The organism is Streptomyces globosus, assembly GCF_003325375.1.
Lineage (GTDB): Bacteria > Actinomycetota > Actinomycetes > Streptomycetales > Streptomycetaceae > Streptomyces > Streptomyces globosus_A.
Genome location: NZ_CP030862.1, coordinates 2095623 through 2119930, shown reverse-complemented (window position 1 = coordinate 2119930; position 24308 = coordinate 2095623). Strand labels below are relative to the sequence as shown.

General features: G+C 73.6%; 22 protein-coding genes and 1 pseudogene. 9 read left to right on the top strand and 14 right to left on the bottom strand.

Going from position 1 to position 24308, the window contains the following annotated elements:
- Positions 1–5: 5 nt before the first annotated feature.
- Both alc and allB read right to left on the bottom strand, forming a co-directional pair.
- Positions 6–1124, bottom strand: coding sequence for an allantoicase (gene alc, locus C0216_RS09710; RefSeq protein ID WP_114054882.1), 1119 nt, complete (start codon positions 1122–1124; stop codon positions 6–8).
- Positions 1125–1126: 2 nt separating this feature from the next.
- On the bottom strand, positions 1127–2467 hold the full coding sequence (allB, locus tag C0216_RS09705; protein ID WP_114054881.1) for an allantoinase AllB: 1341 nt from the start codon (positions 2465–2467) through the stop codon (positions 1127–1129).
- A gap of 330 nt (positions 2468–2797) precedes the next feature.
- Between allB and C0216_RS09700 the strand changes: the two genes are divergently transcribed.
- Positions 2798–3601: an IclR family transcriptional regulator gene (locus C0216_RS09700; protein ID WP_114054880.1), complete on the top strand. Its 804-nt coding sequence runs from the start codon at positions 2798–2800 to the stop codon at positions 3599–3601.
- 51 nt (positions 3602–3652) lie between these two features.
- Here C0216_RS09700 and C0216_RS09695 read toward each other — a convergent pair whose 3' ends face one another.
- Complete coding sequence (locus C0216_RS09695) at positions 3653–4336, bottom strand: ABC transporter ATP-binding protein (protein WP_114054879.1); 684 nt, start codon at positions 4334–4336, stop codon at positions 3653–3655.
- A complete protein-coding gene (locus C0216_RS09690) occupies positions 4333–5460 on the bottom strand; it encodes an ABC transporter permease (RefSeq protein WP_114054878.1) in 1128 nt (375 codons plus the stop codon). The genes C0216_RS09695 and C0216_RS09690 overlap by 4 nt, the downstream gene beginning before the upstream one ends.
- 134 nt (positions 5461–5594) lie before the next feature.
- On the opposite strand from C0216_RS09690, the gene C0216_RS09685 reads away from it, so the two are divergent.
- Both C0216_RS09685 and C0216_RS09680 read left to right on the top strand, forming a co-directional pair.
- A complete protein-coding gene (locus tag C0216_RS09685) occupies positions 5595–6875 on the top strand; it encodes a sensor histidine kinase (RefSeq protein WP_114054877.1) in 1281 nt (426 codons plus the stop codon).
- Positions 6872–7501: a response regulator gene (locus C0216_RS09680; RefSeq protein ID WP_114054876.1), complete on the top strand. Its 630-nt coding sequence runs from the start codon at positions 6872–6874 to the stop codon at positions 7499–7501. The genes C0216_RS09685 and C0216_RS09680 overlap by 4 nt, the downstream gene beginning before the upstream one ends.
- Here C0216_RS09680 and C0216_RS09675 read toward each other — a convergent pair.
- The 3 genes and pseudogenes from C0216_RS09675 to C0216_RS09670 all read right to left on the bottom strand — a co-directional run.
- A pseudogene (locus C0216_RS09675) lies at positions 7485–7832 on the bottom strand (aldo/keto reductase); the annotation flags it as partial. The gene C0216_RS09680 and the pseudogene C0216_RS09675 overlap by 17 nt on opposite strands.
- Positions 7833–7849: 17 nt before the next feature.
- On the bottom strand, positions 7850–7984 hold the full coding sequence (locus tag C0216_RS34955) for a hypothetical protein (protein ID WP_281277914.1): 135 nt from the start codon (positions 7982–7984) through the stop codon (positions 7850–7852).
- Between the two features lie 151 nt (positions 7985–8135).
- Complete coding sequence (locus tag C0216_RS09670; RefSeq protein WP_114054874.1) at positions 8136–9629, bottom strand: PLP-dependent aminotransferase family protein; 1494 nt, start codon at positions 9627–9629, stop codon at positions 8136–8138.
- 346 nt (positions 9630–9975) lie between these two features.
- Here C0216_RS09670 and C0216_RS09665 point away from each other — a divergent pair, with 346 nt between their 5' ends.
- The 4 genes from C0216_RS09665 (at position 9976) to C0216_RS09650 (ending at position 16209) form a co-directional block, all read left to right on the top strand.
- Positions 9976–10545 carry a nucleotidyltransferase family protein gene (locus tag C0216_RS09665; protein ID WP_246042799.1) on the top strand — a complete coding sequence of 190 codons (570 nt, stop codon included), beginning with the start codon at positions 9976–9978 and terminating at the stop codon, positions 10543–10545.
- 309 nt (positions 10546–10854) lie between these two features.
- Positions 10855–12474: a malate synthase A gene (gene aceB, locus C0216_RS09660; RefSeq protein WP_114054872.1), complete on the top strand. Its 1620-nt coding sequence runs from the start codon at positions 10855–10857 to the stop codon at positions 12472–12474.
- A 394-nt stretch (positions 12475–12868) separates the two neighbouring features.
- Entirely contained in the window at positions 12869–14059 is a 1191-nt protein-coding gene (locus C0216_RS09655; RefSeq protein ID WP_246042435.1) for a GDSL-type esterase/lipase family protein, read from the top strand.
- Between the two features lie 1523 nt (positions 14060–15582).
- On the top strand, positions 15583–16209 hold the full coding sequence (locus C0216_RS09650) for a 3'-5' exonuclease (RefSeq protein ID WP_114058557.1): 627 nt from the start codon (positions 15583–15585) through the stop codon (positions 16207–16209).
- Positions 16210–16287: 78 nt separating this feature from the next.
- Here C0216_RS09650 and C0216_RS09645 read toward each other — a convergent pair whose 3' ends face one another.
- The 7 genes from C0216_RS09645 to C0216_RS09615 all read right to left on the bottom strand — a co-directional run bounded on the left by C0216_RS09645 (position 16288) and on the right by C0216_RS09615 (position 22244).
- The gene (locus C0216_RS09645; RefSeq protein WP_246042433.1) at positions 16288–17679 is read right to left on the bottom strand and encodes a nucleobase:cation symporter-2 family protein; all 1392 of its coding nucleotides are present in this window, start codon (positions 17677–17679) and stop codon (positions 16288–16290) included.
- 311 nt (positions 17680–17990) lie between these two features.
- Complete coding sequence (locus tag C0216_RS09640; protein WP_114054869.1) at positions 17991–19385, bottom strand: 8-oxoguanine deaminase; 1395 nt, start codon at positions 19383–19385, stop codon at positions 17991–17993.
- Positions 19386–19626: 241 nt separating this feature from the next.
- A complete protein-coding gene (gene pucL / locus C0216_RS09635; protein WP_114054868.1) occupies positions 19627–20550 on the bottom strand; it encodes a factor-independent urate hydroxylase in 924 nt (307 codons plus the stop codon).
- Positions 20551–20556: 6 nt separating this feature from the next.
- The gene (gene uraH / locus C0216_RS09630) at positions 20557–20949 is read right to left on the bottom strand and encodes a hydroxyisourate hydrolase (RefSeq protein ID WP_114054867.1); all 393 of its coding nucleotides are present in this window, start codon (positions 20947–20949) and stop codon (positions 20557–20559) included.
- An 8-nt stretch (positions 20950–20957) separates the two neighbouring features.
- Positions 20958–21464: a 2-oxo-4-hydroxy-4-carboxy-5-ureidoimidazoline decarboxylase gene (gene uraD / locus C0216_RS09625; protein WP_114054866.1), complete on the bottom strand. Its 507-nt coding sequence runs from the start codon at positions 21462–21464 to the stop codon at positions 20958–20960.
- Positions 21465–21618: 154 nt separating this feature from the next.
- Positions 21619–21996 (bottom strand): helix-turn-helix domain-containing protein, encoded by a 378-nt coding sequence (locus C0216_RS09620; RefSeq protein WP_114054865.1) that lies wholly within the window; start codon positions 21994–21996, stop codon positions 21619–21621.
- Complete coding sequence (locus C0216_RS09615) at positions 21993–22244, bottom strand: hypothetical protein (RefSeq protein WP_114054864.1); 252 nt, start codon at positions 22242–22244, stop codon at positions 21993–21995. The genes C0216_RS09620 and C0216_RS09615 overlap by 4 nt, the downstream gene beginning before the upstream one ends.
- 125 nt (positions 22245–22369) lie before the next feature.
- On the opposite strand from C0216_RS09615, the gene C0216_RS09610 reads away from it, so the two are divergent.
- Both C0216_RS09610 and C0216_RS09605 read left to right on the top strand, forming a co-directional pair.
- Positions 22370–23203, top strand: coding sequence for a TIM barrel protein (locus C0216_RS09610; protein WP_114054863.1), 834 nt, complete (start codon positions 22370–22372; stop codon positions 23201–23203).
- Positions 23204–23290: 87 nt separating this feature from the next.
- Positions 23291–24184, top strand: a complete 894-nt coding sequence (locus C0216_RS09605) for a 2-hydroxy-3-oxopropionate reductase (protein ID WP_114054862.1) — start codon at positions 23291–23293, stop codon at positions 24182–24184.
- The last annotated feature ends 124 nt before the right edge of the window (positions 24185–24308 follow it).

Sequence of the window (24308 nt, the reverse complement as noted above, 5' to 3'; positions counted from 1 at the left end):
GGCCGTCAGCCGCCCAGTTCCTGGTGGCGGGCGGTGAGGGCGGCCGTGCCCGCCTCCGTCAGGGAGCCGAACAGGCGCAGGCGGGAGAACCCGCCGTCGGGGAAGATGTCGATCCGGACGTGGGTGCCGACCGCCGGGGCGTCCAGCACGAAGCGGTGGTTCGTGTCGGGCTGCAGGCGGGTGCGCGGCAGGAACTCCGTCCACTCGCCGTCCTCGCCGGTGCGCACGGACAGCGAGGCCCAGCCGGCCGAGTTGCCCTTGAGGTAGGCGGTGTCGATCTCGACGGCGCGGATCTCGGACTCGGCGGCGAGCCGGTAGCGGATCCAGTCGTTGCCCTGGTCGCGGCGGCGGGCGGTCTCCCAGCCGTCGTCCATCTTGCGGGAGCGGCCCGGGTTGATGGTGTTGGTCGGCGGGGAGTAGAAGCGGTTGGAGGCGTCCTGGACGGCGCCGCCGTTCTCCAGGGCGACGACGTCGAAGGAGCCGAGGGCCGCCAGCCACGCGGGGTCGGGCAGCACCTCGCCGTGGACGCGCAGGCGGGCGATGCCGCCGTCCGGGTGCTGGTTGACCCGCAGGTGGGTGAAGCGCTGCTCGGCGTCGACCGCGAAGCCGTTGGCGGCGTGCCCGCCGACCGGGGTGCGGGGCACGAGGGTGGTCCACTTCACGCCGTCGGCGAGGAGGTCCTGCGGGGTCGGGGCCTGGGCGCCCGTCCAGTTGGCGCCCTCGACGGAGACGGCCTGCGGCATGTTGCCGCGGAAGTGGGCGGTGTCGACGACGATGCCGCGGATGACGCCGGGCGCGCCCAGGCGTACGAGCGCCCAGTCGTGGTCGTCGGCGGCGGGCCAGGGGTGCTCGGCGGAGGCGCCGCGGCGGCGGCGGGTCTCCCAGCCGTCCATGACCTTGCCCTTGTGGCCGAAGTGCTCGGGGTCGAACTCGGCGGGCTCGGGGACGAGGAGGTTCTCCCGCTGGGCGAAGAACTCGTCGTTCGCGGCGATCACACCGGCGCCGAGCTGCCGGTCGGCGAGGTTCGCGTACTGGGTGAACGGGAACTCGGCCGTGCGGTAGTCGGCGTACGGGTCGCCTCCCCCGTACGGGTTCGCGTTGCCGGTGAAGGAAGGGATCGCCACTGTCAGTTCTGCCTTTCGAGGAGTCGGCCGGTGGGCTCGGTGGGGGTGCCGTGGTCGGCGATCCGCACACCGCGCAGCCAGGTGGACCGCACGACGCCGTACAGGGTCCTGCCCGCGTACGCCGTGACCTGGTTGCGGTGGTGGAGCTCGGCCGGGTCCACGGTGAAGGTCTCGTCGGGGGCCAGGACGGCGAAGTCGGCGTCGCGGCCGGCCTCGATGGCGCCCTTGCGGCCGAGGCCCGCGAGGCGGGCGGGGGCGGTGGACATCCAGCGGGCGACGTCCTCCAGGGTGCGGCCGCGGCGGCGGGCCTCGGTCCAGATGGCCGGAAGGCCGAGCTGGAGGGAGGAGATGCCGCCCCAGGCGGTGGAGAAGTCGGCCGTCTTGAGGTCGGCGGTGGACGGCGAGTGGTCCGAGACGATGCAGTCGATGGTGCCGTCGGCGAGCGCCTCCCACAGCAGGTCCTGGTTGGCGGCCTCGCGGATGGGCGGGCAGCACTTGAACTCGCTGGCGCCGTCCGGGACCTCCTCGGCCGTCAGGGTGAGGTAGTGCGGGCAGGACTCGACGGTGATGCGCACGCCCTCGGCGCGGGCGGCCGCGATCACGGGGAGCGCGTCACTGGAGGAGAGGTGCAGGACGTGGACGCGGGCGTCGAGGCGGCGGGCCTGGGCGATCAGGTTCTCGATCGCGGTGTTCTCGGCGGCGCGCGGCCGGGAGGCAAGGAAGTCGGCATACCTGGGGCCGGGGACGACGGGCGCGGAGTCCAGGTGGTGCGGGTCCTCGGCGTGCACGATCATCAGGCCGCCGAAGCCGCTGATCTCGGCGAGGGCCGCGGCGAGCTGCTCCTGGTCGAGCTGCGGGAACTCGTCGACGCCGGAGGGCGACAGGAAGCACTTGAAGCCGAAGACGCCGGCGTCGTGCAGGGGGCGGAGGTCCTTGGTGTTGTCGGGCAGGGCGCCGCCCCAGAAGCCGACGTCGACGTGCGCCTTGGTGCGGGCCGCCTCCTGCTTGACGGCGAGGTTCGCGGTGGTGGTGGTCGGGGGGAGGGAGTTCAGCGGCATGTCGAGGATCGTCGTGATGCCCCCGGCCGCGGCGGCGCGGGTGGCCGTCCAGAAGCCCTCCCACTCGGTGCGGCCGGGGTCGTTGACGTGGACGTGGGTGTCCACCAGGCCGGGGAGGAGGACGTCGTCCCCGAAGTCCTCCAGGCGGGCGCCGGCGGGCACGGGCGCCTCGTGGGGCAGCACGGCGGCGATCTTCCCGGCGGCGACGGCCACCGAGGCGGCGCGCGTCCCCTCGGGCGTGATGACGCGGGTCGAGCGCAGTACCAGTTCCACGTCGTCGGACACGCCGGAACCTCCCCATCTACTTCCACAGAGTGAAATTCAACGTTCTGTTGACGGAGTCTTCACGCCGATCCGGGGCCCAGTCAAGAGCGCCGTGGCACTGCACCGACACGCCGATGGTGCAATTGGAGGTTTCCACAGGATGGAATGATGTTTTCGCTATCCAGAATGTAGCTATCGCCGCCGGGAGGCGGACGGGTAGCTTCCCGACCACCTCCGCCACTCGGACAAACCCGCTCTGACCGGCGAGGACGGCGCCCACCCGGAACTGGGGCCGGCGCCGACCGACCGGTAGGCTGCTTCCTTGCCTGCCAGCACCGAAAGGACCGCGCCGTGCCGACGTCCAGCGCCAGCACCACCGACGCTTCCGCCAAGCCCACCGCCGGCAGCGGTGGCGTCCAGTCCCTTGAGCGCGCCTTCGACCTGCTCGAGCGCATGGCCGACGCCGGCGGCGAGGTCGGCCTGAGCGAGCTCTCCACCGCCAGCGGTCTGCCGCTGCCGACGATCCACCGCCTGATGCGCACCCTCGTCGCCTGCGGCTACGTACGCCAGCAGCCCAACCGACGGTACTCCCTCGGCCCCCGACTGATCCGCCTCGGCGAGTCCGCGTCGCGCCTGCTGGGCACCTGGGCCCGCCCGTACCTGGCCCGGCTGGTCGAGGAGACCGGCGAGACCGCCAACATGGCGCTGCTCGACGGCGACGAGATCGTGTACGTGGCGCAGGTGCCGTCCAAGCACTCCATGCGCATGTTCACCGAGGTGGGCCGGCGCGTGCTGCCGCACTCCACGGGCGTCGGCAAGGCCCTCCTGGCCCACACCCCGGCGGACGAGGTCCGCGCCCTGCTCGCCCGGACCGGGATGCCCGCGGCCACCGAGAAGACGATCACCACGCCCGAGGGCTTCCTGGAGGCCCTGGAGCAGGTGCGCAAGCTGGGCTACGCGGTCGACGACAACGAGCAGGAGATAGGGGTCCGCTGCCTGGCCGTGTCGGTGCCGGACTCGCCGACCGCCGCCGCGATCTCCATCTCGGGTCCGGCGGGCCGGGTCACCGAGGACCTGACCCCGTCCATCGTGCCGATCCTGCAGAACGTGGCGGCCGAGCTGTCCGTGGCCCTGCAGAGCCAGAGCCCCGCGTAGCGCGCCGAGGCCCGTGCGGGGGCTCCCGCACGGGCCTGCACCGGGGTCGGGTCACGCGGCCGGCAGCGGCTCCGTCAGCCTGCCGTCCGCCATCACCGCCGTGCGGTCCGCCCGCTCCAGGTGGGTGCGGTCGTGCGTGACCAGCACCGTGGCCGTGGACCGCTCCCGGGTGAGGGCGGCGAGCAGGTCGAGCACGGCCGCGCCGCGCTCGTGGTCGAGGGCGCTGGTGGGCTCGTCGACCAGGAGCACCGAGGGCTCGTTCATCAGCGCGCGGGCGATGTTCACGCGCTGGCGCTGCCCGCCGGAGAGCTGGTGGGGGCGCCTGCCGGCCTTGTCGGCGAGCCCGACCGCGTCCAGCAGCTCCAGGGCCCGGCGGCGCAGCGCCCGCGGCGGGCGCCCGGAGAGGTGCGCCATCGCCAGCAGCTGCTCGGCGGCGGTCAGCGACGGCAGCAGGTTGGGCTGCTGGAAGACGATGCCGATCTCCTCGCGGCGCAGCGCCGCCTTCTCGGCCGGGGTGAGCCGCGAGGTGTCCCGCCCGGCCACCACGACCCGCCCGGAGTCCGGGGTCACGAGGGTGGCGGCGACCGCCAGCAGGCTGGACTTCCCGGAGCCGGAGGGCCCGACGACGGCGGTGAGGGTGCCCGCGGGGACCTCCAGGGCGACGGCGTCGAGGGCGGTGAGCCTGCCCTCGCCGTCCGGGTAGGTGAGGGTGGCGTCGTGCACCAGCAGGGTCATCGGGCGCTCCCGAGGGCGGTCAGGGGGTCGACGGCGGTGATCCGCCGGATGGACAGCGCGGCGCCGAGCGCACCGAGCACGATCATGACGGCGGCCGGGAACAGCACGGTGCCGGCGTCGAGGACGAACGGGACGTCGCCGCCGCTGATCAGCGCGCCGAGGCCGGCGGCCAGGGCGGTGCCGAGGCCGGTGCCGAGCGCGAGCATCACCACGGCCTGGCCGAGGGCGTCGCGCAGCAGGTAGGGGGTGGAGGCGCCGAGCGCCTTCAGGACGGCGACGTCGCCGCTGCGCTGGATGGTCCACACGGTGAAGAAGGCCCCGGTGACGAGGGCGGAGATGGCGAAGAGGAAGCCGCGCATCAGCTGGAGCGAGCCGTTCTCGGACCGGTAGGAGCCGATGGCGCCGAGGGCGTCCTCGACGGTCCGCGCGGTGGTCCCGGCGGCCCGGTCGGCCGCGGCGAGCCCGGCGCCGGCGGAGGCGTCGACCGCGATGACGGTGGCGGCCCTGCCGGATCCCCCGCCGGGGGCCGTGGCGGGAGCCGTGCCGGGGGCGGCGCCCGGGGTGCCGAGGCGCTGCCAGTCGTCCAGGTCCGCCCACACGACGGGCGTGTGGCTGTACGCGGCGGTGCCGGCGACGGCGGCGACGGTCAGCTCCAGCGGGCCGACGGCCAGCCGGGAGCCGGCGGTGAGCCCGCCGAGCTCCTCTGCCGCCTGCTCGGTCAGGACCACCCGGCCCGGACCGGGGCCGCCGCCGGCGGCAGGGGCGAGCGGGCCGCCCGGCTCCACGCCGAACACGGACACCGCCGCGGTGCGCTCCCCCGCCGCGGCGTCGGTGGTGCGGATGCCGAGCGGGTCGGCGGACCGCACCCCGGGCGTGTCCCGCCACGCCCGCCAGGCCTCCTCGGTGACCCGGGAGCGGGTGAACGACACCTCCTGCTGCCCCGGTGGGGCGGCGAAGGCCACATGTGAGGCGGGCAGCCCGGTGATCGCCGAGACGTTCTCCCGGGCCAGGCCGGCCGTCAGCCCCGACAGCAGGCCGACCAGCAGCGTGACCAGCACGACGACCGACCCCATGAGCGCGAAGCGGCCCTTTGCGAACCGCAGATCTCTCCAAGCGACGAACATGCCCCCACCCTGGCCGCCCAGGCCCCGCCGGGGCATCGTGCCCGGGGAGCGTTCCCCGTATCGAAGGTCGCACCCCGACATCAAACTTTTGATTGAAGGGACCCGGGGGCGGACGCGCATACGCTGGACGGGCCATGCCTGCTCCACACCCCGCCACGCCCCCGGCCCCCGCTCCCCCGGCGCCCCTCGCCGGGCGCCCGCTGACACCCGTCGCCCGCCTGCTCCGGCTGTGCCTGCACGGGCTGCTGGCCGGGCTGCTCGTCCTCGCCGCGGGACGCGCCTTCGCCGAAGCCGCACCCCACGCCGCCTGGACGGCCGCCGCCTGCGCCCTCCTCGCCGCCGTCTACGGCGCCGGGGTCCGGGCCCCGGCCGTCCACGCGTCGGCGCGCGCCGGGGCCGTCTGGCTCGGTGCGCTGGGCGCGGTGTGGGCGCTGCTGCTGGTGCTCTCCCCCGACGCGCTGTGGATCGCGTTCCCCCTGTACTTCCTCGAACTGCACCTGCTGCGGCTGCGCTGGGCCGTCGCGGCGGTCGCGCTGACGGCCTGCGCGGCCATCGGCTCGTTCGCCGCGCACAGCGGCACCCTCCGGCCCGGCGCCTTCCTCGGGCCGCTGCTCGGCGCCGCCGTGGCGGTCGCGACCGTCCTGGGCTACCAGGCCCTCTACCGGGAGAGCGAACACCGCCGCCGGCTGATCGAGGAGCTCATCGCGACCCGGGCCGAGCTCGCGGCGGCCGAACGGGCCGCGGGCACCACCGCCGAGCGGGAGCGGCTCGCCCGGGAGATCCACGACACCCTCGCCCAGGGCCTGTCCTCCATCCAGCTCCTGCTGCGCGCCGCGGAGCGGGCGCTGCCCGGCGGCGACCCCGCGCTGGCGCCCGCCCTGGAGCACATCGGCCGGGCCCGGGCCGCCGCCCAGGAGAACCTCGCCGAGGCCCGCCGGTTCGTACGGGCGCTGACCCCGCCGGACCTGGAGCGCGGCTCGCTGGCCGCCGCGCTGGAGCGGCTGTGCGCCGCGGCCCCGCAGGCCCGCTTCTCGCTCAGCGGCACCCCGCGGGCGCTGCCCACCCCGTACGAGGTCGCGCTGCTGCGGATCGCGCAGTCTGCGCTGGCGAACGTGGTCCGCCACGCCGGGGCCGGGCACGCCGAGATCACGCTGACCTTCATGGACGCCTCGGTGACGCTCGACGTCGTCGACGACGGGTCCGGCTTCGACCCGGCGGGCGCCCCGCGCGGCGACGGCGGCTTCGGGCTGCCCGCCATGCGGGCGCGCGCCGAGTCGCTCGGCGGGCTGTTCACCGTGGAGTCGGCACCCGGGCAGGGCACTGCCGTCGCCGTCACGCTGCCGCTGCCCGCGGAGGCGGAGCCGCCGGCCGGGGGCGCAGCCACCGGCCCCACGGACAGGGAGGTCCCCCGATGACGATCCGGCTGCTGCTGGCCGACGACCACCCGGTGGTGCGGGCCGGGCTGCGCGCGGTGCTGGACACCGAACCCGACTTCACGGTGGTCGCGGAGGCGGCGACGGCCGAGCGGGCCGTGGAGCTGGCGGCCTCGGAGCCGGTGGACGTCGTCCTGATGGACCTCCAGTTCGGCGCGGGCATGCACGGCTCGGCGGCCACGGCCGCGATCACGGCCCGGGCGGGCGCACCCCGGGTGCTGGTGCTGACCACGTACGACACGGACGCGGACATCCTCGCGGCGGTCGAGGCGGGCGCCTCCGGCTACCTGCTGAAGGACGCCCCGCCCGAGGAGCTCGCGGCGGCGGTGCGCACGGCCGCGGCAGGCCAGTCGGCGCTGGCGCCGGCGGTGGCGCTGCGGCTGATGGACCGGATGCGGACGCCCACGGAGGCGCTGACGAAGCGGGAGCTGGAGGTGCTGCAGCTGGTCGCCGACGGGCTGTCCAACCAGCAGATCTCCAAGCGGCTGTTCCTGAGCCAGGCCACGGTCAAGTCGCACCTGGTGCACGTGTACGCCAAGCTCGGCGTGGACTCCCGTACGGCGGCGGTGGCGGCGGCCGCGGCCCGCCGCCTCATCCGGACGCCTTAGCGGCCGGCTCCAGGGCGGTGAGTTCTTCCGCCGGCAGGCGCAGGGAGCCGGCGGCGACGTTCTGGGTGAGGTGGCCGGGGTCGCCGGTGCCGGGGATGGCCAGGACGTGGGGGCCCTGGTGGAGTGTCCACGCCAGCCGGATCTGGGCCGCGCTCACGCCGTGGGTGCGGGCGGCGGCGTGCACCTCCGGGCAGTGGCCGGCGGTCGCACCGGCGGTGCGTCCGGCGCCGGCGATCGAGTAGAACGGCACGAAGGCGATGCCCTGCTCGCCGCAGAGGTCCAGGAACTCCTTCTGCTCGGGTGATGCGCCGATGCCGTACATGTTCTGGATTCTACGGATTCGACCACTCAGACAGCGGCGGCCAGGAGGCTTCCGACGTGGGCCGCCGGGCCGGCGAAGACGCCGGAGGACAGCGCGGCAGCGGCGGCGCCCAGGACGGTCGCGGCGGCCGCAAGGGCGGTGCGGAGGCTCGGGCGGGGCATGGGGGCTCCTCGGGTGGCGGGGTGTCGGCCCCGCGGGCGGGGGCCGTGCCTCCAGGGGACCCGGCCGGCGGGGGCGGCGTCATGCCGCGGGATCGCGGGTCTTGACGCCGGGCCGTGCCCCGTGCCCCGCGCCCCGCGCCCCTCTCCCCGGTCAGGCCACCCAGTGGGGCCGCTCGACCGACGGGGTGAGCGGGATGCCGTCGTGGAACGCCGCCGCGAGGCGGCGCACCCCGTCCTCCAGCCGGTCCTCGGGCAGCGTGTACGGGATCCGGACCCGGTGTGCGAAGGTGCCCGGGTCGACGCCGAATCGGGCGCCGCGGCTGACGTACACCCCCGCCCCGGCGGCCCGCTCGGCCAGTGCGGACGCGACCGGTTCGCCCAGGTCGATCCAGAGCGAGAGGCCGCCCGGCGGCACCCGCCAGGACCACTGCGGGGCATACCGCTCCAGGCAGCGTACGAGGGCGGCGCGGCGGGAGCGCAGCCGGGCGAGGCGCTCGGGCAGGGCGTCGTCGGCTCCGTCCAGGAAGGTGAGGGCGACCAGCTGGTCGAGGACGGATCCGGACATGTCCGCGGCGACCCGCACCGTGGCGAGCTCGTTGACGACCTTCTCCGCGGCCCGCACCCAGCCGACGCGTATGCCGCCCCAGTGCGTCTTGCTGAGCGAGCCGATCGTGAGGACGTGGTCCGCGGCGCCGCGCGCGCCGAGCGAGGCCGTCGGGGCGGGGGCGGGCACGTCGAGGGCGATGTCGGCGACGGTCTCGTCGACGACGAGCCAGGCCCCGGCGGCGCGGGCCGCCGCCATCAGCCGCAGCCGCTGCTCGGGCGGCATCAGGGTGCCGGTCGGGTTGTGGAAGTCCGGGATCGTGTACGCCAGCCGCGGCGCGGTCCCGCGCAGGGCCGACTCGGCGGCCTCCAGGTCCCAGCCGTCGTCGGAGACGGGCACCGGGCCCGTGCGCAGGCCGGCCTGCCGCAGGGCGTCGAGGGCGTTCGGGTAGGTGGGGTTCTCGGCGAGGACCCGGTCGCCGGGCCGGCAGAGCAGGGCGGTGACCAGGCTGAGGGCCTGCTGGGCCCCGGAGGTGACGAGGATCTGCCCGGGGCGGGTGGGCAGGCCGCGGCGGGTGAACCGGGCGGCGACCGCGGCCCGCAGCTCGGGCAGGCCGAAGGGGTGGTAGCCGGGCTGGGCCGCGAACTCGGGCAGCCGCTGCGCGGCGCGCGCGAGGGCGTCGGCGAGGAGGTCGGCGGGGGCGCCCATGGCGGCGACGGCCAGGTCGACGGGCGGCCCGCCCGCGCCGTCGGCGTCGGCGGCGGCCGCCGCGGCGAGGTGGAACCCGCCGACGGGCCCGTGGCCCTCGGGCAGCTCGGTCCAGGTGCCGGAGCCGCGCCGGCTGCGGGCGTAGCCGCTGCCGCGCAGCAGGTCGTACGCGGCGGTGACGGTGGCCCGGCTGGCACCGAGGGCCTCGGCGAGCTCCCGTTCCGCGGGCAGCCGGACGTGGAGGGGGATCCGGCCGTCGAGGACCAGGCTGCGCACCGCCTCGGCGAGCGCCCGGTAGCGGGGGCGGGCGCGGACGTCGGCGGGCAGGAGGGACGCGAGGCGGCGGCTGCCGATCGTCCTGTCCGCCGTCCGGACCACTCGCCCGTCCGCCATGCCGTCCCCTGCCTCCCCCGGCGGCCGCGCCGATCGGGCCGATCAAGGTCCAGACTCGCCGGACGGGGCACCCGTTGGCAAGGAGATACCGGGGCGGGAGCGGGCGGCGGCGGGCGGGCCGGGGGCGGCGGGCGCGCCGCGTGCCGGACGGGGCGGGCGCGGACGGGGCGTCGGGGCGACAATCGCTGCCATGCCAGCCAACCCGAGCCGCCCGCCGGCGGCGGCCGTCCCGTCCGACCGGTCCGCCCACCGCGGCGATCCCGCGCCCGCGCCCACGCCCGCCGCGGACGCCGGCGCCGCCCCCGACGCCGCCTCCGCCTCCGCCTCCGCCGCCCCGGTCGCGGGGCTGCTGCTCGCCGCCGGGGGCGGGCGGCGCCTCGGCGGCCGCCCGAAGGCACTGCTGCCCTACCGGGGGCGGCCGCTCGTCGAGAACGCCGTGCGGGTGCTGCGCGAGGCGGGCTGCCGTCCGGTGCACGTGGTGCTCGGCGCGTCGGCGGCCGAGGTGCGGGAGCGGGCCGACCTCTCCGGCTGCGTCGTCGTCGACAACCCTGACTGGGCCGAGGGCATGGGCTCCTCGCTGCGGGCGGGCCTGGCCTCGCTCGCCGGTACGGGGGCCGGCGCGGCCCTGGTGTCGCTGGTGGACCAGCCGGGCATCGGGGCCGAGGCGGTGGCCCGGGTGCGGCGGGCGTACCGGTCGCCGGCCGGTCTGGCGGCGGCCGCGTACGGCGGGGAGCGGGGGCATCCGGTGCTGTTCGGCGCGGACCGCTGGGCGGACATCGCGGCGACGGCGGAGGGCGACCGCGGCGCGCGGGTGCACCTGGCGCGACACGCCGCCGAGCTGGTGCTGGTGGAGTGCGGGGACGTGGCGGAGGCGTACGACATCGACACGCCCGCCGACCTGGCGCGCCTGGGGTGAGGGGAGGCGGCGCCGGGCAGGAGCGGGGCGGCGCGGGCCCCGCGTGCGGGGCCCGCGCGGTGCGTGACCGGTATGGCACTGAGGGCCACGGGCGGGGGTGGTCTGTCGACTCGGAGAATCTCGACATCAACAAACCATTGAACTTCCACCATAAGGAAATTACTATCCACTGGTCAGAAGCGCCCTGAACCCCCAGACGGCGCCGGCGACCGTACTCAGGAACTCTCCACCCCCGGCGGCACTGCGTGCCGCCCCACGCGAGCATTCCCCCCGCGGCCGCAAGGCACCGCCGCTGAAGGAGTGACAGACATGTCCGCACCAGCGCCGTCGTCGCCGGCCCTTGTCGACGCGGAGCCGCTGCCCCGCCAGGACGAGGTCCTGACCGAGGCCGCCCTCACCTTCGTGGCCGAGCTCCACCGGCGGTTCACCCCCCGCCGGGACGAGCTCCTCGCCCGCCGCGCAGCGCGTCGCGCAGAGATCGCCCGCACCTCCCACCTCGACTTCCTCCCGGACACCGCACAGGTCCGCGAGGGCGAGTGGCAGGTCGCACCGGCCCCGGCCGCCCTGAACGACCGCCGTGTGGAGATCACCGGCCCCACCGACCGCAAGATGACCGTCAACGCACTGAACTCGGGCGCCCGCGTCTGGCTGGCCGACTTCGAGGACGCCTCCGCGCCGACCTGGGAGAACGTGGTCCTCGGCCAGCTCAACCTGATCGACGCCTACGAGCGCCGCATCGACTTCACCGACCCGCGCACGGGCAAGTCGTACGCCCTGAAGCCGGCCGAGCAGCTCGCGACGGTCGTGATGCGGCCCCGCGGCTGGCACCTGGAGGAGCGCCACCTCACCGTCGACGGGCGGGCCGTCCCCGGCGCGCTGGTGGACTTCGGCCTGTACTTCTTCCACAACGCGCAGCGCCTGATCGACCTCGGCAAGGGGCCCTACTTCTACCTGCCGAAGACGGAGTCCCACCTGGAGGCGCGCCTCTGGAACGACATCTTCGTCTTCGCCCAGGACTACGTGGGCATCCCGCAGGGCACCGTCCGCGCCACGGTCCTCATCGAGACCATCACGGCCGCGTACGAGATGGAGGAGATCCTCTACGAGCTGCGCGACCACGCGGCCGGCCTGAACGCGGGCCGCTGGGACTACCTGTTCTCCATCGTGAAGAACTTCCGCGACGGCGGGGAGAAGTTCGTCCTCCCCGACCGCAACGCGGTCACGATGACCGCCCCGTTCATGCGCGCGTACACCGAACTGCTCGTGCGCACCTGCCACAAGCGCGGCGCACACGCGATCGGCGGCATGGCGGCGTTCATCCCCTCCCGCAAGGACGCCGAGGCCAACCGCATCGCGTTCGAGAAGGTGAAGGCAGACAAGGACCGCGAGGCGAACGACGGCTTCGACGGCTCCTGGGTCGCCCACCCCGACCTGGTCCCGATCGCCATGGCGTCGTTCGACGCGGTGCTCGGCGACAAGCCGAACCAGAAGGACCGGCTCCGCGAGGACGTGTCGGTGGCCCCCGGCGAGCTCATCGCAATCGACTCGCTGGACGCCAAGCCCACCTACGAGGGCCTGGTGGGCGCCGTCCAGGTCGGCATCCGCTACATCGAGGCCTGGCTGCGCGGCCTCGGCGCGGTCGGCATCTTCGGCCTGATGGAGGACGCGGCGACCGCGGAGATCTCCCGCTCGCAGGTCTGGCAGTGGATCAACGCGGGCGTCGTCTTCGAGAACGGAGAGCGCGCCACCGCCGAACTGGCCCGCCGCGTCGCGGACGCCGAACTGGCCGCCATCCGGGAGGAGATCGGCGAGGAGGCGTTCACCGCCGGCCGCTGGCAGGAGGCGCACGACCTGTTCCTCCAGGTCTCCCTGGACGCGGACTACGCCGACTTCCTCACGCTTCCGGCCTACGACCGCCTGACCGGCTGACCCGGGCGGCTGCCGCCCGCCCGCCGCCCGCCGGCGCCGCGATACGACGCCCCACCCCCGGCCCTCAAGGAGCCAGGGGGCGGGGCGTTTTCCGTGCCCGCACACGCGCCGGAACGACGCGCGGCGGCACCTGGCGCCCCCCGCGCACGGCGTCCCGCGACCCGGCGGGACCGGCGGCGGAGCCCGCCGCGGCACGCACGGCCTCGAAACGGAATCCACACAGCCGAACGACCGGTCGGTCGTTACGGCATCGTAATCTGCGGCTACCTAGCGGTAACAACACGGCCCGTGTCACCTTTCCGACTGCCACCGGCCGGCGGTTTCCCCCACGTCCCCAGCCATGCCCCGGAGTTCGCTCCGGCTCCCCGGCATGGCCTACCGCAGGAGTTCCGCCGTGATCGGATTCCGCACCGCCGCCACCACCGAGCCCCGCCGCCGGATGCGACGGCTGGCCGTCGCCGGGATGGCCCTGCCGCTCGCCGCAGGCGCCCTGGCCGGCGGCACCGCCGGCACCGCGGCCGCCGCCCCGCAGGGCGGCCCTACCGCCGTCGTGACCATGGGCGACAGCTACATCTCCGGCGAGGCCGGACGCTGGAAGGGCAACAGCCTCACCAACACCGGCAGCCGCAACGGCACCGACCGCGCCTGGGTGTCCGGTTCCGTATACGACCCTTCGAAGGTGTACGGCGCCACCGCGGGCGGATGCCACCGCTCCGACTCCGCGGAGGGCCGCAGCGCCGGCCCGGTCGCCGACGTCGCCGTCAACCTGGCCTGCTCGGGAGCGACCACCGCGAACGTCTTCCGCGCGGCGAGCGGCGGCGTCCCGTACAGGGGGGAGGCGCCGCAGGCCGACCAGCTGGCTGCCGTCGCCGCCAGCCACGACGTCAAGGTCATCGCCCTGTCCGTCGGCGGCAACGACCTCGGCTTCGCCGACATCATCCAGGCGTGCGCGTACGACTTCGTCATCTGGAACTCCTACTGCCACGACGACCAGCAGTACGGCGTGGACCGGAAGATCGACGGGGTCATGGCGAACGTCGGCAAGGCGGTCGACGAGATCCGCGCCGTCATGCGCGGCGCCGGCTACGCCGACACCTCGTACCGCATCGTCCTCCAGTCCTACCCGTCGCCGATCCCGCGCGGCGCGGAGAACCGCTACCCGCAGAGCGACTGGAGCCGGCTGAACACGGGCGGCTGCCCCTTCTGGAACCGCGACTCGGACTGGGCGCGGGACTCGCTGGTCCCGCAGATCGCGAACCGGCTGAAGGCGGTGGCGACGCAGAAGAACGTCCAGTTCCTGGACCTCCGCGACATGCTCCAGGGCCGCGAAGTGTGCGCGAAGGCCAGCAAGCACGTCACCTCCACCGCCCCGGCGTCGGCGAAGACAAGCGAGTGGGCACGCTGGATCGACAGCAGCGAGACGCAGGGCCTGATCCAGGAGTCCATGCACCCCAACTACTTCGGCCAACTCGCCCTGGGCCGCTGCCTGTCCCTGGCCGCAGCCCGCCCGTCGACCTCGAAGGACACCTGCAAGAACACGGCAGGCTCCGACCAGACGGGCATGTACCTCACGCCGACCCCGTAGAGGAACGGTGCTTCGGCGCGTGCGGGGTCGGGGGTGCGACGGCGGAACGCGGGACGGCGGATGCCGGTCGGCCGCGGTCGGAGGGTGACGGCGGGGGGCCGGGGTCGGCGGTAGCCGACCAGTCGGCACCGGAAGCGCGAGGCGGGGGGTGGGGTGGGCGGGAGTCGATGGGTCGGGGTCGGGTGTGTGTCTGGGGGTGTCCCGGGCAGTTGATGGTGTCCGGGGCGTGCCGGTCCCTCAAGGGCGCGCCCTTCGGTCGCGTCGCTGCGCGATGGCCCTGGCGGGCCACCCTTGACCGACCGACCCGCCCCGGAGGCATTTTTTCTGCCGGGACGCCCCCAGGGGAACGGCCAGGGGGTACGTGGACCATTCAGGGCCATCAGAGCCCTTTCCCTCCCGCCCCGCAGGGCCTGTTTCGTCCCACCGGCATCACCAGCCCCGTCGGCGGAAGCCGAGTGACCTGTGACGTAGGGAAACGACGCCCAGAGCATCATCCGGACACAGGAGCGCCCCAGATCGCTACAGGGGCGTCCTCGGCTCAGCGTCCGACGGCCGTCAGGGGCCGGGCGGCGCGGCCAGATCGCTACGTGGGCACCCTCGGCTCAGCGGCTGACCGCAGGATTGCGGGGGCGGGGTGCGGGGGGGGGGCGGCGTGCGGAAGGGGTCTCTGCCGCCAGATGCCGGTATATGAGGAGGGGGGAGCGGGCAGGTGGCGCTTCGCTGCCCCTGACGGCCTTCGGCCGCCAAAGGATGAGCAGCGGGGAGCGAGCCGGTGCGCTTCGCCGCCCCGGACGGCGGCCGGACGCCGAGGTGAGGGAAGCGCGCAGCGAGGTGGGGCGCTTCGCGGCCCCAAGCGGCGGCCGGACGCCGTGCAGACAGAGGCGTGTAGCGATCTGTCGCGCCGCTCGGCCCCCACGGCCGCCGGTCGCTGAGCCGAGGGTGCCCACGTAGCGATCTGGCCGCGCCGCCCCCGCCCCTGACGGCCGCCGGACGCTGAGCCGAGGACGCCCACGTAGCGATCCGACGCGCTCCTGTCTCCCGATGATGCTCTGGGCATCGTTTTCCGACGTCACAGCCCACCCGGCTTCCGCCGTCGGGTCGGCTGATGCCGGTGGGGCGAAAGGGGCCTGCGGTGCGGGAGAGCAGGGGCTCTGATGGCCCTGAATGGTCCACGTACCCCCAGGCCGTTCCCCTGGGGGCGTCCCGGCAGAAAAAATGCCTCCGGGGCGGGTCGGTCGGTCAAGGGTGGCCCGCCAGGGCCATCGCGCAGCGACGCGCCCAACGGGCGCGCCCTTGACGGACCGGCACGCCCCGGACACCATCAACTGCCCGGGACACCCCCAGACACACACCCCACCCCGACCCATCGACTCCCGCCCACCCCGCTGCCCCGTCACACCCCCGACACGGCCCCATCGGCCCCCGCCGACCCCCCGCCCCGCCGCCTCCCCCGCCCCGCGCCGCCGGCCCCCGCCCCGAAATCCCGATGATCCGCGCACCCGCCGGCTGGCATGCTCTCGCGCATGGCAGCAGTCCGTACCGCACGTCCCAGCCTCTACATCTCCGTCGACATCGAGGCCGACGGCCCCATCCCCGGCCCCTACTCGATGATCAGCTTCGGCGCCGCCGTTGCCGGGCGGCAGGACGGGGACGCCTACACGCCCGCGGACCCCGAGCGGCAGAACTTCTACCGGGAGCTGCGCCCCATCAGCGACGCGTACGACCCTGAGGCGCTCGCCGTCAGCGGGCTCGACCGTGACCGGCTGGTGCGCGAGGGCAGCGACCCGGCGGTGGCCATGGAGGCGTTCCGGGCGTGGGTGCGCGAGGTGGCCGCCGGCGCCGGGGCGCAGCCCGTGATGTGCGGCTACCCGGCCTCCTTCGACTGGACCTTCCTGTACTGGTACCTGATGCGGTTCGGCGGCGACAGCCCGTTCGGGCATTCCGGGTGCCTGGACATGAAGACCCTGTACGCGGTGAAGGCGCGGGTTCCGTTGCGGGCCGCCGTCAAGGGGCGGATGCCGTACGGGCTGCGCTCGCGCCGCCGGCACACCCACCACGCCCTCGACGACGCCGTCGAGCAGGCCGAGTTGATGAGCAACCTGATGCTGTGGCCCGGCCCGGGCGCGGCGTCCGCGGACGGCGCCCCGTAGCCGGGTGCCGGTACGGCAGCGCGGCGGGGCGTACGCCACGCCCGCAGTGGGTGGCGTACGCCCCGCCGGGGGCCGGGTTCAGTGGGCGGGCAGGGGGTCCGGGCAGGGTTCCGCGGCCTGGGCGCGTTTGGCGCCGAGGTGGTTGAAGGCCAGGTTCAGCACGATGGCGGCCACGCAGCCGGTGCTGATGCCGGAGTCCAGGACGACGAGCAGGTCCTTGGGGAAGGCGTGGTAGAAGTCCGGGGCGGCGATCGGGATCAGTCCGATGCCCACCGACGCGGCGACGATGAGGGCGTTCTCGCCGCGTTCCATCGCGGCCCCGGCCAGGGTCTGGATGCCGCTGGCGGCGACCGACCCGAAGAGGACGATGCCGGCGCCGCCGAGGACGGGCAGCGGGACCACGCCGATGGCGGACGCGGCGACGGGGCACAGGCCGAGCAGGATGAGGATGCCTCCGCCGGCGGCGACGACGAACCGGCTGCGGACCTTCGTCATGGCGACGAGTCCGATGTTCTGGGCGAACGCGCTGCACATGAAGCCGTTGAAGAGGGGGCTGACGGCGCTGCCGAGGGCGTCGGCGCGCAGGCCGCCCTCGATGGTGCGGGCGTCGGCCGGGCGGTCCACGATGCGGCCGAGGGCGAGGATGTCGGCGGTGGACTCCGTCATGCAGACCAGCATCACGAGGCACATCGAGACGATGGCGGCGACTTGGAACTGCGGTGCCCCGAAGTGGAAGGGCGTGGGGAAGCCGAGCAGGGGCGCGTCCGCGACGGGCGAGAAGTCGGCCATGCCGAAGGGGATGGCGAGGAGGGTGCCGGCGGCGAGGCCGAGGAGGATGGCGATCTGCCGGAGGAATCCGCGCAGGAGCCTGCGCAGCAGCAGGACGATGACGAGGGTGGCCGCGGCGAGCCCTATGTGCGGGATCGAGCCGTAGTCGGCGGCGGTGCGGTCCCCGCCCTGGGACCAGTTGAAGGCCACGGGCAGCAGCGAGACGCCGATGAGGGTGATGACGGTGCCGGTGACGACGGGCGGGAAGAAGCGGACGAGCTTGCCGAAGTAGGGGGCGGCGAGGAAGCCGACCACCCCGGCGACGATGATCGCGCCGAAGATCACGGGGAGGGCGTCCTCGCCGCGGCCCTTGCCGATGGCGATCATCGGGGTCACGCCGGCGAAGGAGACGCCGTTGACGAAGGGGAGCCGGGCGCCGATCCGCCAGAATCCGAGGGTCTGGAGCAGGGTGGCGATGCCGGCGGTGAAGAGTGAGGCGCCCATCAGGAAGGCCGTCTCCCCGGGGGTGAGCCCGACGGCCGGGCCGAGGATCATGGGTGGGGCGACGACGCCCGCGTACATGGCGGCCACGTGCTGGAGGCCGCTGGTGAACATCCTGAGCGGGGGGAGCGTCTCGTCGACCGGGTGCTTCTCCCCCGGTGCGGCGGCTGCGTCTTTGCGAAACCTGGGCGGTTGGGCCACGGCTTCCTCCGGTCGGTTAACACGTCGGCAGGACGTGGGTGTCATGGAGGGTGGTGCGTGCGGTCTGCGGGGTGGAGCGCGGGTGGGTCGCGGGGTGGTGCGTGCGGTCTGCGGAAACGATTCGCCCGAGTCTGTTGCCGCGCGCCGGCACGCGAAGGGTGGGCCAGAGGAAGGTGGTGGCACGAGTCACCGCCCCCGGGTGCGCCCGCGGAGAGGATCCGCGGGCGCACCCCGGGAACGGCTCCCGCGGACCCCGCTCGGGTCCGCGGCCGCCGGCCGGGGGCCGTCCCCCCCGGCCGGACTTCCGGGGGTCAGCCCTGCGCGGCGATGCGCGCGAGGCGCTGCGCCTCGGCCCGCGTGGAGCGGGCGATGGCGTCCTCGTCGGCGGTGAGCAGGCGGCTGTCCTCGACGATCTGCCTGCCGTTGACGAACGACGCCGTCACCGGGGCCGCCGCGCCGAAGACGAGGGCGGTGACCGGGTCGGCGATGGAGGAGTGCAGGAAGGTGGAGAGGTTCCACAGCACCAGGTCGGCGAGCTTGCCGGCCTCCAGGGAGCCGATGCTGTCGGCGCGGCCGAGGACCTGCGCGCCGCCGTACGTGCCGAGGCGCAGCGACTGGCGGGCGGTGAGCGCGGCCTCGCGGTGCACGGGGTTCAGGCGGTTGATGAGGAGCGCGTTGCGCAGCTCGGTGTGCAGTTCGCCGGACTCGTTGGAGGCGGTGCCGTCGACGCCGAGGCCCACGGGGACGCCGGCGGCCAGCATGTCCGGTACGCGGGCGATGCCGGCGGCGAGGCGGGCGTTGGAGGACGGGCAGTGCGCCACACCGGTCTTGGTGCGGGCGAAGGCCGCGATGTCGGAGTCGTTCATGTGGACGCTGTGCGCCATCCACACGTCCTCGCCGAGCCAGCCGGTCGACTCGAAGTAGTCGGTCGGGCCCATGCCGAAGAGCTCGTGGCAGAACTTCTCCTCCTCGACTGTCTCGCTGCCGTGGGTGTGCATGCGCACGCCGAGGCGGCGGGCCAGTTCGGCGCCCTGCTTGAGGAGCTCGGTGGAGACGGAGAAGGGGGAGCAGGGGGCGACGGCGATCTGGGTCATCGCGTCGAAGGAGGCGTCGTGGAACTTCTTGACGGTCGCCTCGGTGTCGGCCAGGGCCCCTTCGAGGGTCTCGACGGCGTGGTCCGGCGGCAGGCCGCCGTCCTTCTCGCTGCGGTCCATGGAGCCGCGGGCCAGGGTGAAGCGGACGCCCATCTCGGACGCGGCGCGGATGATCGCGCCGGAGAGGTCGCCGGCCCCCTTGGGGTAGACGTAGTGGTGGTCCATGGCGGTGGTGACGCCGCCGCGGGCCATGGCGGCGAGGGAGCCCTGCGCGGCCGAGTACGCCATCTGCTCGTCGATGCGCGCCCACGTCGGGTAGAGCGCGACGAGCCAGTTGAAGAGGTTGTGGTCGGTGGCCAGGCCGCGGGTGATCCACTGGTAGAAGTGGTGGTGGGTGTTGACCAGGCCGGGGGTCACGAGGTGGCCGGTGGCGTCGATCCGGCGCTCGACGTTCTCGAGGCCCGCGGGGGCGCTGCCCGGGCCGACGGACTCGATCCTGTTGCCGGCGATGACGATGTGGCCCGAGGCGTACTCGGTGTCGTTCGCGTCGACGGTCGCGATCGCGCAGTTCTCGATGACGATGCGCCGGGCCGCGCTGTCAGTGGCTGCCATGGGGCTTCCTCGTGCTTTCAGTGGCGGTGCGGGCACGGCAGGACCCGGGGATTTGAGTGCCGAAACCGGGGGCCGGCAGCTGACAGTACTGCCGCCCCGTGTGATGCTCCGGGTGCCGAGTTCGGGAAGTTCGCGGGTGTTGCGGGTGCGGGGTGCGGGTGGGGGGCCGGGGTCCGGGGCCGGGGGCTGCTGCGGAGCCCCCGGACCCGGGCGCCCGGGCCGGTGCCGGTGCCGGTCCGGCCTACAGGTTGGTGAGGTCCACCGGGATGCGCGCGTCGGCGCCGTCCCGCAGGATGGTGGCCTCGATCAGACCGTAGGGGCGGTCCGCGGCGAAGTACACCTCGTTGTCGTTCTTGAGGCCGAAGGGCTCCAGGTCGACGAGGAAGTGGTGCTTGTTCGGGAGCGAGAAGCGGACTTCGTCGATCTCCGAGCGGTGGTTGATGATGCGCGAGCCCATCTGGTACAGCGTCTGCTGCAGCGAGAGGGAGTAGGTCTCGGCGAAGGCCTCCAGCATGTGCCTGCGGGTGGCCTCGTAGGAGCGCTCCCAGTTGGGCATGCGCTGCTCGTCGTCGGTCCAGTTGAACCGCCAGCGGCCGGAGACCTGGGTCGCGAGGATGCGGTCGTACGCCTCCTGGAGGGTGGTGTACTTGTCCTTCACGTAGCCCCAGAACTCGGAGTTCGTGGAGTTCATGACGACCAGGTCCTTCAGGCCGGAGACGACCTCCCAGCGGGAGCCGTCGTAGGTGACCTGGGTGACGCGGGTCTCCTGGCCCTTGCGGACGAAGGAGTGCTTGACCTCGTCCGAGCCTATGAACTTCGAGTTGGAGTCCGAGGTCGGGATCCGCTCCCAGGCGTACTCCTCGATGCGGATGCGCGCCCGGTGGATCGGCTCCTGGCTGTTCACGAACCAGCGGGCCAGGTGGATGCCGAACTGCTCGGCGGACTCTATGCCGTACTCCTTGGCGAAGGCGTACACCGTGTTCTTGGTGGTGTCCGTCGGCAGGACGTTCGCGTTCGAGCCGGAGTAGTGGACGTCGTCCATGTCGCCGGAGAGGGCGACCGAGACGTTCAGGTCCTTGATGTGGTGGGTGTCGCCGTCCCGCGTGATCCTGACGACGCGGTTCTCTGCTTTGCCGTACTGGTTCTGGCCGAGAATCGTGGGCATGGTCTGCTAGCTCCCTCGGTAAACGGAGTAGCCGAACGGGTTGAGCAGCAGCGGTACGTGGTAGTGCTCGCCCGGGTGGACCGCGAACGTGATGGTCACCTCGGGGAAGAACGCACCGCTGTCCCTTACGCGGGGGGCGTCCTGCTGCGCCTCGGCGGCTTGCTTCTGTGCGAAGTACACCTCGGTCTCGAAGTCGAGGCGTACGTGGGTGGTGCCCTCCGGCAGGGCCGGGAGGTCCTTGCAACGCCCGTCGGCGTCGGTGGCCGAGCCGCCCAGGGCGGTCCACTCGGCGGCGGGGCCGCTGCGGGCCGCGAGCGTGATGGCGACGCCCTCGGCGGGGCGGCCGATGCTCGTGTCCAGGATGTGCGTGGACACGGAGGCGGTGGTGTCGGTGCTCATGCGCCTCGTCACTCTCCTTCGGCGAGTCGGGTCAGGCGAATCCGGTTGATCTTGACGAGTTCCCCGCGGGCGATCTCCCGCTCGGCCTCGGCGGTGTTCTGGATCCGGACCTTGACCGCGTCCCGCATCTGCTCGCCGGTCGCACCGGTGGCGCAGATCAGGAAGACGTGGCCGAACTTCTCCTGGTAGGCCAGGTTCAGTTCGAGCAGTTCGGCCTTGAGCTCCTCGGAGGCCCCGGCCATGCCGCGCTGCTCGCGGGCGGAGGTCGGGTCCCCGGGCTTCGGGCGGCCGATCGGCGGGTGGCCGGCCATCGCCTCGGCCAGGTCCGCCGCGGTGAGCTCCGCCATGGCGGCGTCGCTCGCGGCGAACAGGGCGGCGGCGTCGGCGAAGGGGCGCTGGGCGAGCATCTTGCCGCCCCAGGCCGCACTCGCGCACACCTCGTGCAGCTCGGCGGCGGCCGCTGCGTCGTCCAAGGTGTTGAACCGGGTCAGCCCCGGGGTCGGACTCGAAGTCACGGGAAGCCTCCGTGGCCTGGTTGCTTTGACGGGCTGCGCATAGCTAACGCCCTGGACAACACCGCGTCAACACTTTGTTGAAACTTCGCGTACACAAAAGCCGCCGTCCGGTGGATTTCGGAGCGGCGGCCTGTGACGGCGGGTGAGTTCGGCGTCACCCCTGGTTTTTGGCGTTCTCCCGGTTCAGGTAGTTGTAGACGGTGAACCGGCTCACCCCGAGGGCGCCGGCCACGGTCTCGACGCCGTGGCGCACGGAGAAGGCGCCGCGCGCCTCCAGTATCCGGACGACGTCCTGCTTCGCCTTCCGGTCCAGCTGTGACAACGGTACGCCGTGGCGGCGCTCCAGCGCGGCCAGGATGTGGTCCAGGGACTCGCCGAGCTGCGGCAGGCGCACGGCGAGGAGCTCCTGACCCTCCCAGGCGAGCACCACGTCGTCGGGCTGGGCCTCGGCCGGGTCCATGAGCACCCCGCCCATGGCGTCGACCAGCGGTTTGACCGCGGCGACGAACGGGTGGTCGCGAGGCTCGGTCATGCGCCGCCCTCCCCGATGACGTTCACCTGGAGGGACACGCGGGTCGCGCCGGCCCCGAGCGAGTCGCGCAGCAGCGCGGACACCGCCTCCAGGACCGCCCCGGCCTCGCCCTCGGCGGTGTTGCCGAACGGACCCACGTCGACGGCGTCCAGCTGGGCCCTCTGGATGACCTCGCGGGCGGCCACGGCGTGGGCGGGGGCCTCTTCGAGGTCGAAGGGCTCGGTCGTGAACTCCACTCTCAATCGCACCTGGTCAAGCTACCCCGAGGTACGGAAAAACCGGCAGCCCCCACTTGACAAGTGCAGCGCCCGGCTTGCAGTCTTCCATCAAGCAGAAACAAACTTCCGCAATACGGAAGGAGCGCACACCCCTCATGGGATACACGGACCAGCGCTTCGATGTGAACCTGTCGATCCTCTTCACGGAACTCCCGCTCCTGGAGCGCCCCGCGGCCGCCGCCGCGGCGGGCTTCACCGCGGTCGAGCTGTGGTGGCCCTGGATCGACACCCCGACCCCGGCGAAGGAGGAGCTGGACGCCCTGAGGCACGCCCTCCAGGACGCCGGCACCCAGCTGGTGGGGCTGAACTTCTACGCGGGCCGGCTCCCCGGCCCGGACCGCGGCGCGGTCTCCGTACCCGGCGAGGAGTCGGAGCGCTTCCGCGCCAACATCGACGTCGCGGCGGACTTCGCCGCCTCCGTCGGCTGCAAGGCGCTGAACGCCCTCTACGGCAACCGCGTCGAGGGCGTGGACCCGGCCGCCCAGGACGAACTGGCCCTGGAGAACCTGGCCACCGCGGCCCGCGCCGCGCACCGGGTGGGTGCGGTCCTGCTGATCGAGACCCTGAACCAGCCCGAGTCGCCGCTCTACCCGCTGGTGAGCGCACCCGCCGCGATCGACGTCGTGGACCGGGTGAACGCGGCGACCGGCCTCGCGAACGCCAAGTTCCTGCTCGACCTGTACCACCTGGCGATGAACGGCGAGGACCTCTCGGAGGTCATCGAAAAGTACGCCGCCAAGACCGGACACGTCCAGATCGCGGACAAGCCGGGCCGCGGCGCCCCGGGCACCGGCGAGCTGCCGCTGGAGGACCTCCTCGACCAGCTCCGCAAGGCCGGCTACCAGGGGTTCGTCGGCCTGGAGTACAAGGCCGAGGACGCAGCCGCCTCCTTCGGATGGCTGCCGGCCGAGGCCCGCGCCGCCCGCTAGCCGCCCGGATTCCGGACGTTCCCCCAGGCGCGCCCGCCGCTTTTCGTACCCCGCTCCAAGAGCTTTTCCAGAGAAGGACCCGTCACCATGAGCAACAACCTCCCCAAGATCGCGTGGATCGGCCTCGGCATCATGGGCTCCCCCATGTCCGAGAACCTGCTGAAGGCCGGCTACGAGGTCACCGGCTTCACGCTGGAGCAGGACAAGCTGGACCGCCTCGCGGCCGCGGGCGGCACGGCGGCGGGCTCGATCGCCGACGCCGTCAGGGACGCCGACGTGATCATCACGATGGTGCCCGCCTCCCCGCAGGTCGAGGCCATCTCCTACGGCCCCGCGGGCATCCTGGAGAACGCGAAGGCCGGCGCGCTGCTTATCGACATGTCGTCGATCACCCCGCAGACCTCCGTCGACCTGGCCCGCAACGCCAAGGAGAAGGGCATCCGCGTCATCGATGCGCCCGTCTCCGGCGGCGAGGCCGGCGCCATCGAGGCCGTGCTGTCCATCATGGTGGGCGGCGAGCAGGCCGACTTCGACGCGGCCCTGCCGGTCCTGGAGACCCTCGGCAAGACCATCGTCCTGTGCGGCCCGCACGGCTCCGGCCAGACGGTGAAGGCCGCCAACCAGCTCATCGTCGCCGTCAACATCCAGGCCTGCGCCGAGGCCGTGGTGTTCCTGGAGAAGTCGGGCGTGGACCTGAACGCCGCGCTCGACGTCCTGAACGGCGGCCTGGCCGGCTCGACCGTCCTGACGCGGAAGAAGGACAACTTCCTGAACCGCGACTTCAAGCCGGGCTTCCGCATCGACCTGCACCACAAGGACATGGGCATCGTCACCGACGCCGCCCGCAACGTCGGCGCCGCCCTCCCCGTCGGCGCGGTCGTCGCCCAGCTCGTCGCCTCGCTGCGCGCCCAGGGCGACGGCGGCCTGGACCACTCCGCCCTGCTGCGCGCCGTCGAGCGCCTCTCCGGCTCGCAGGTCTGACCGGACCTGCCGCGCCCAACCCCCACAGCCGGGGGCCACGAGCTTCCGGGCGGTGCCGGTGCTGACACCTGTCCTGTCGCGCCCAAGCGCCGGCACCGCCCGGAACACCACCCTCCCTCTTTCT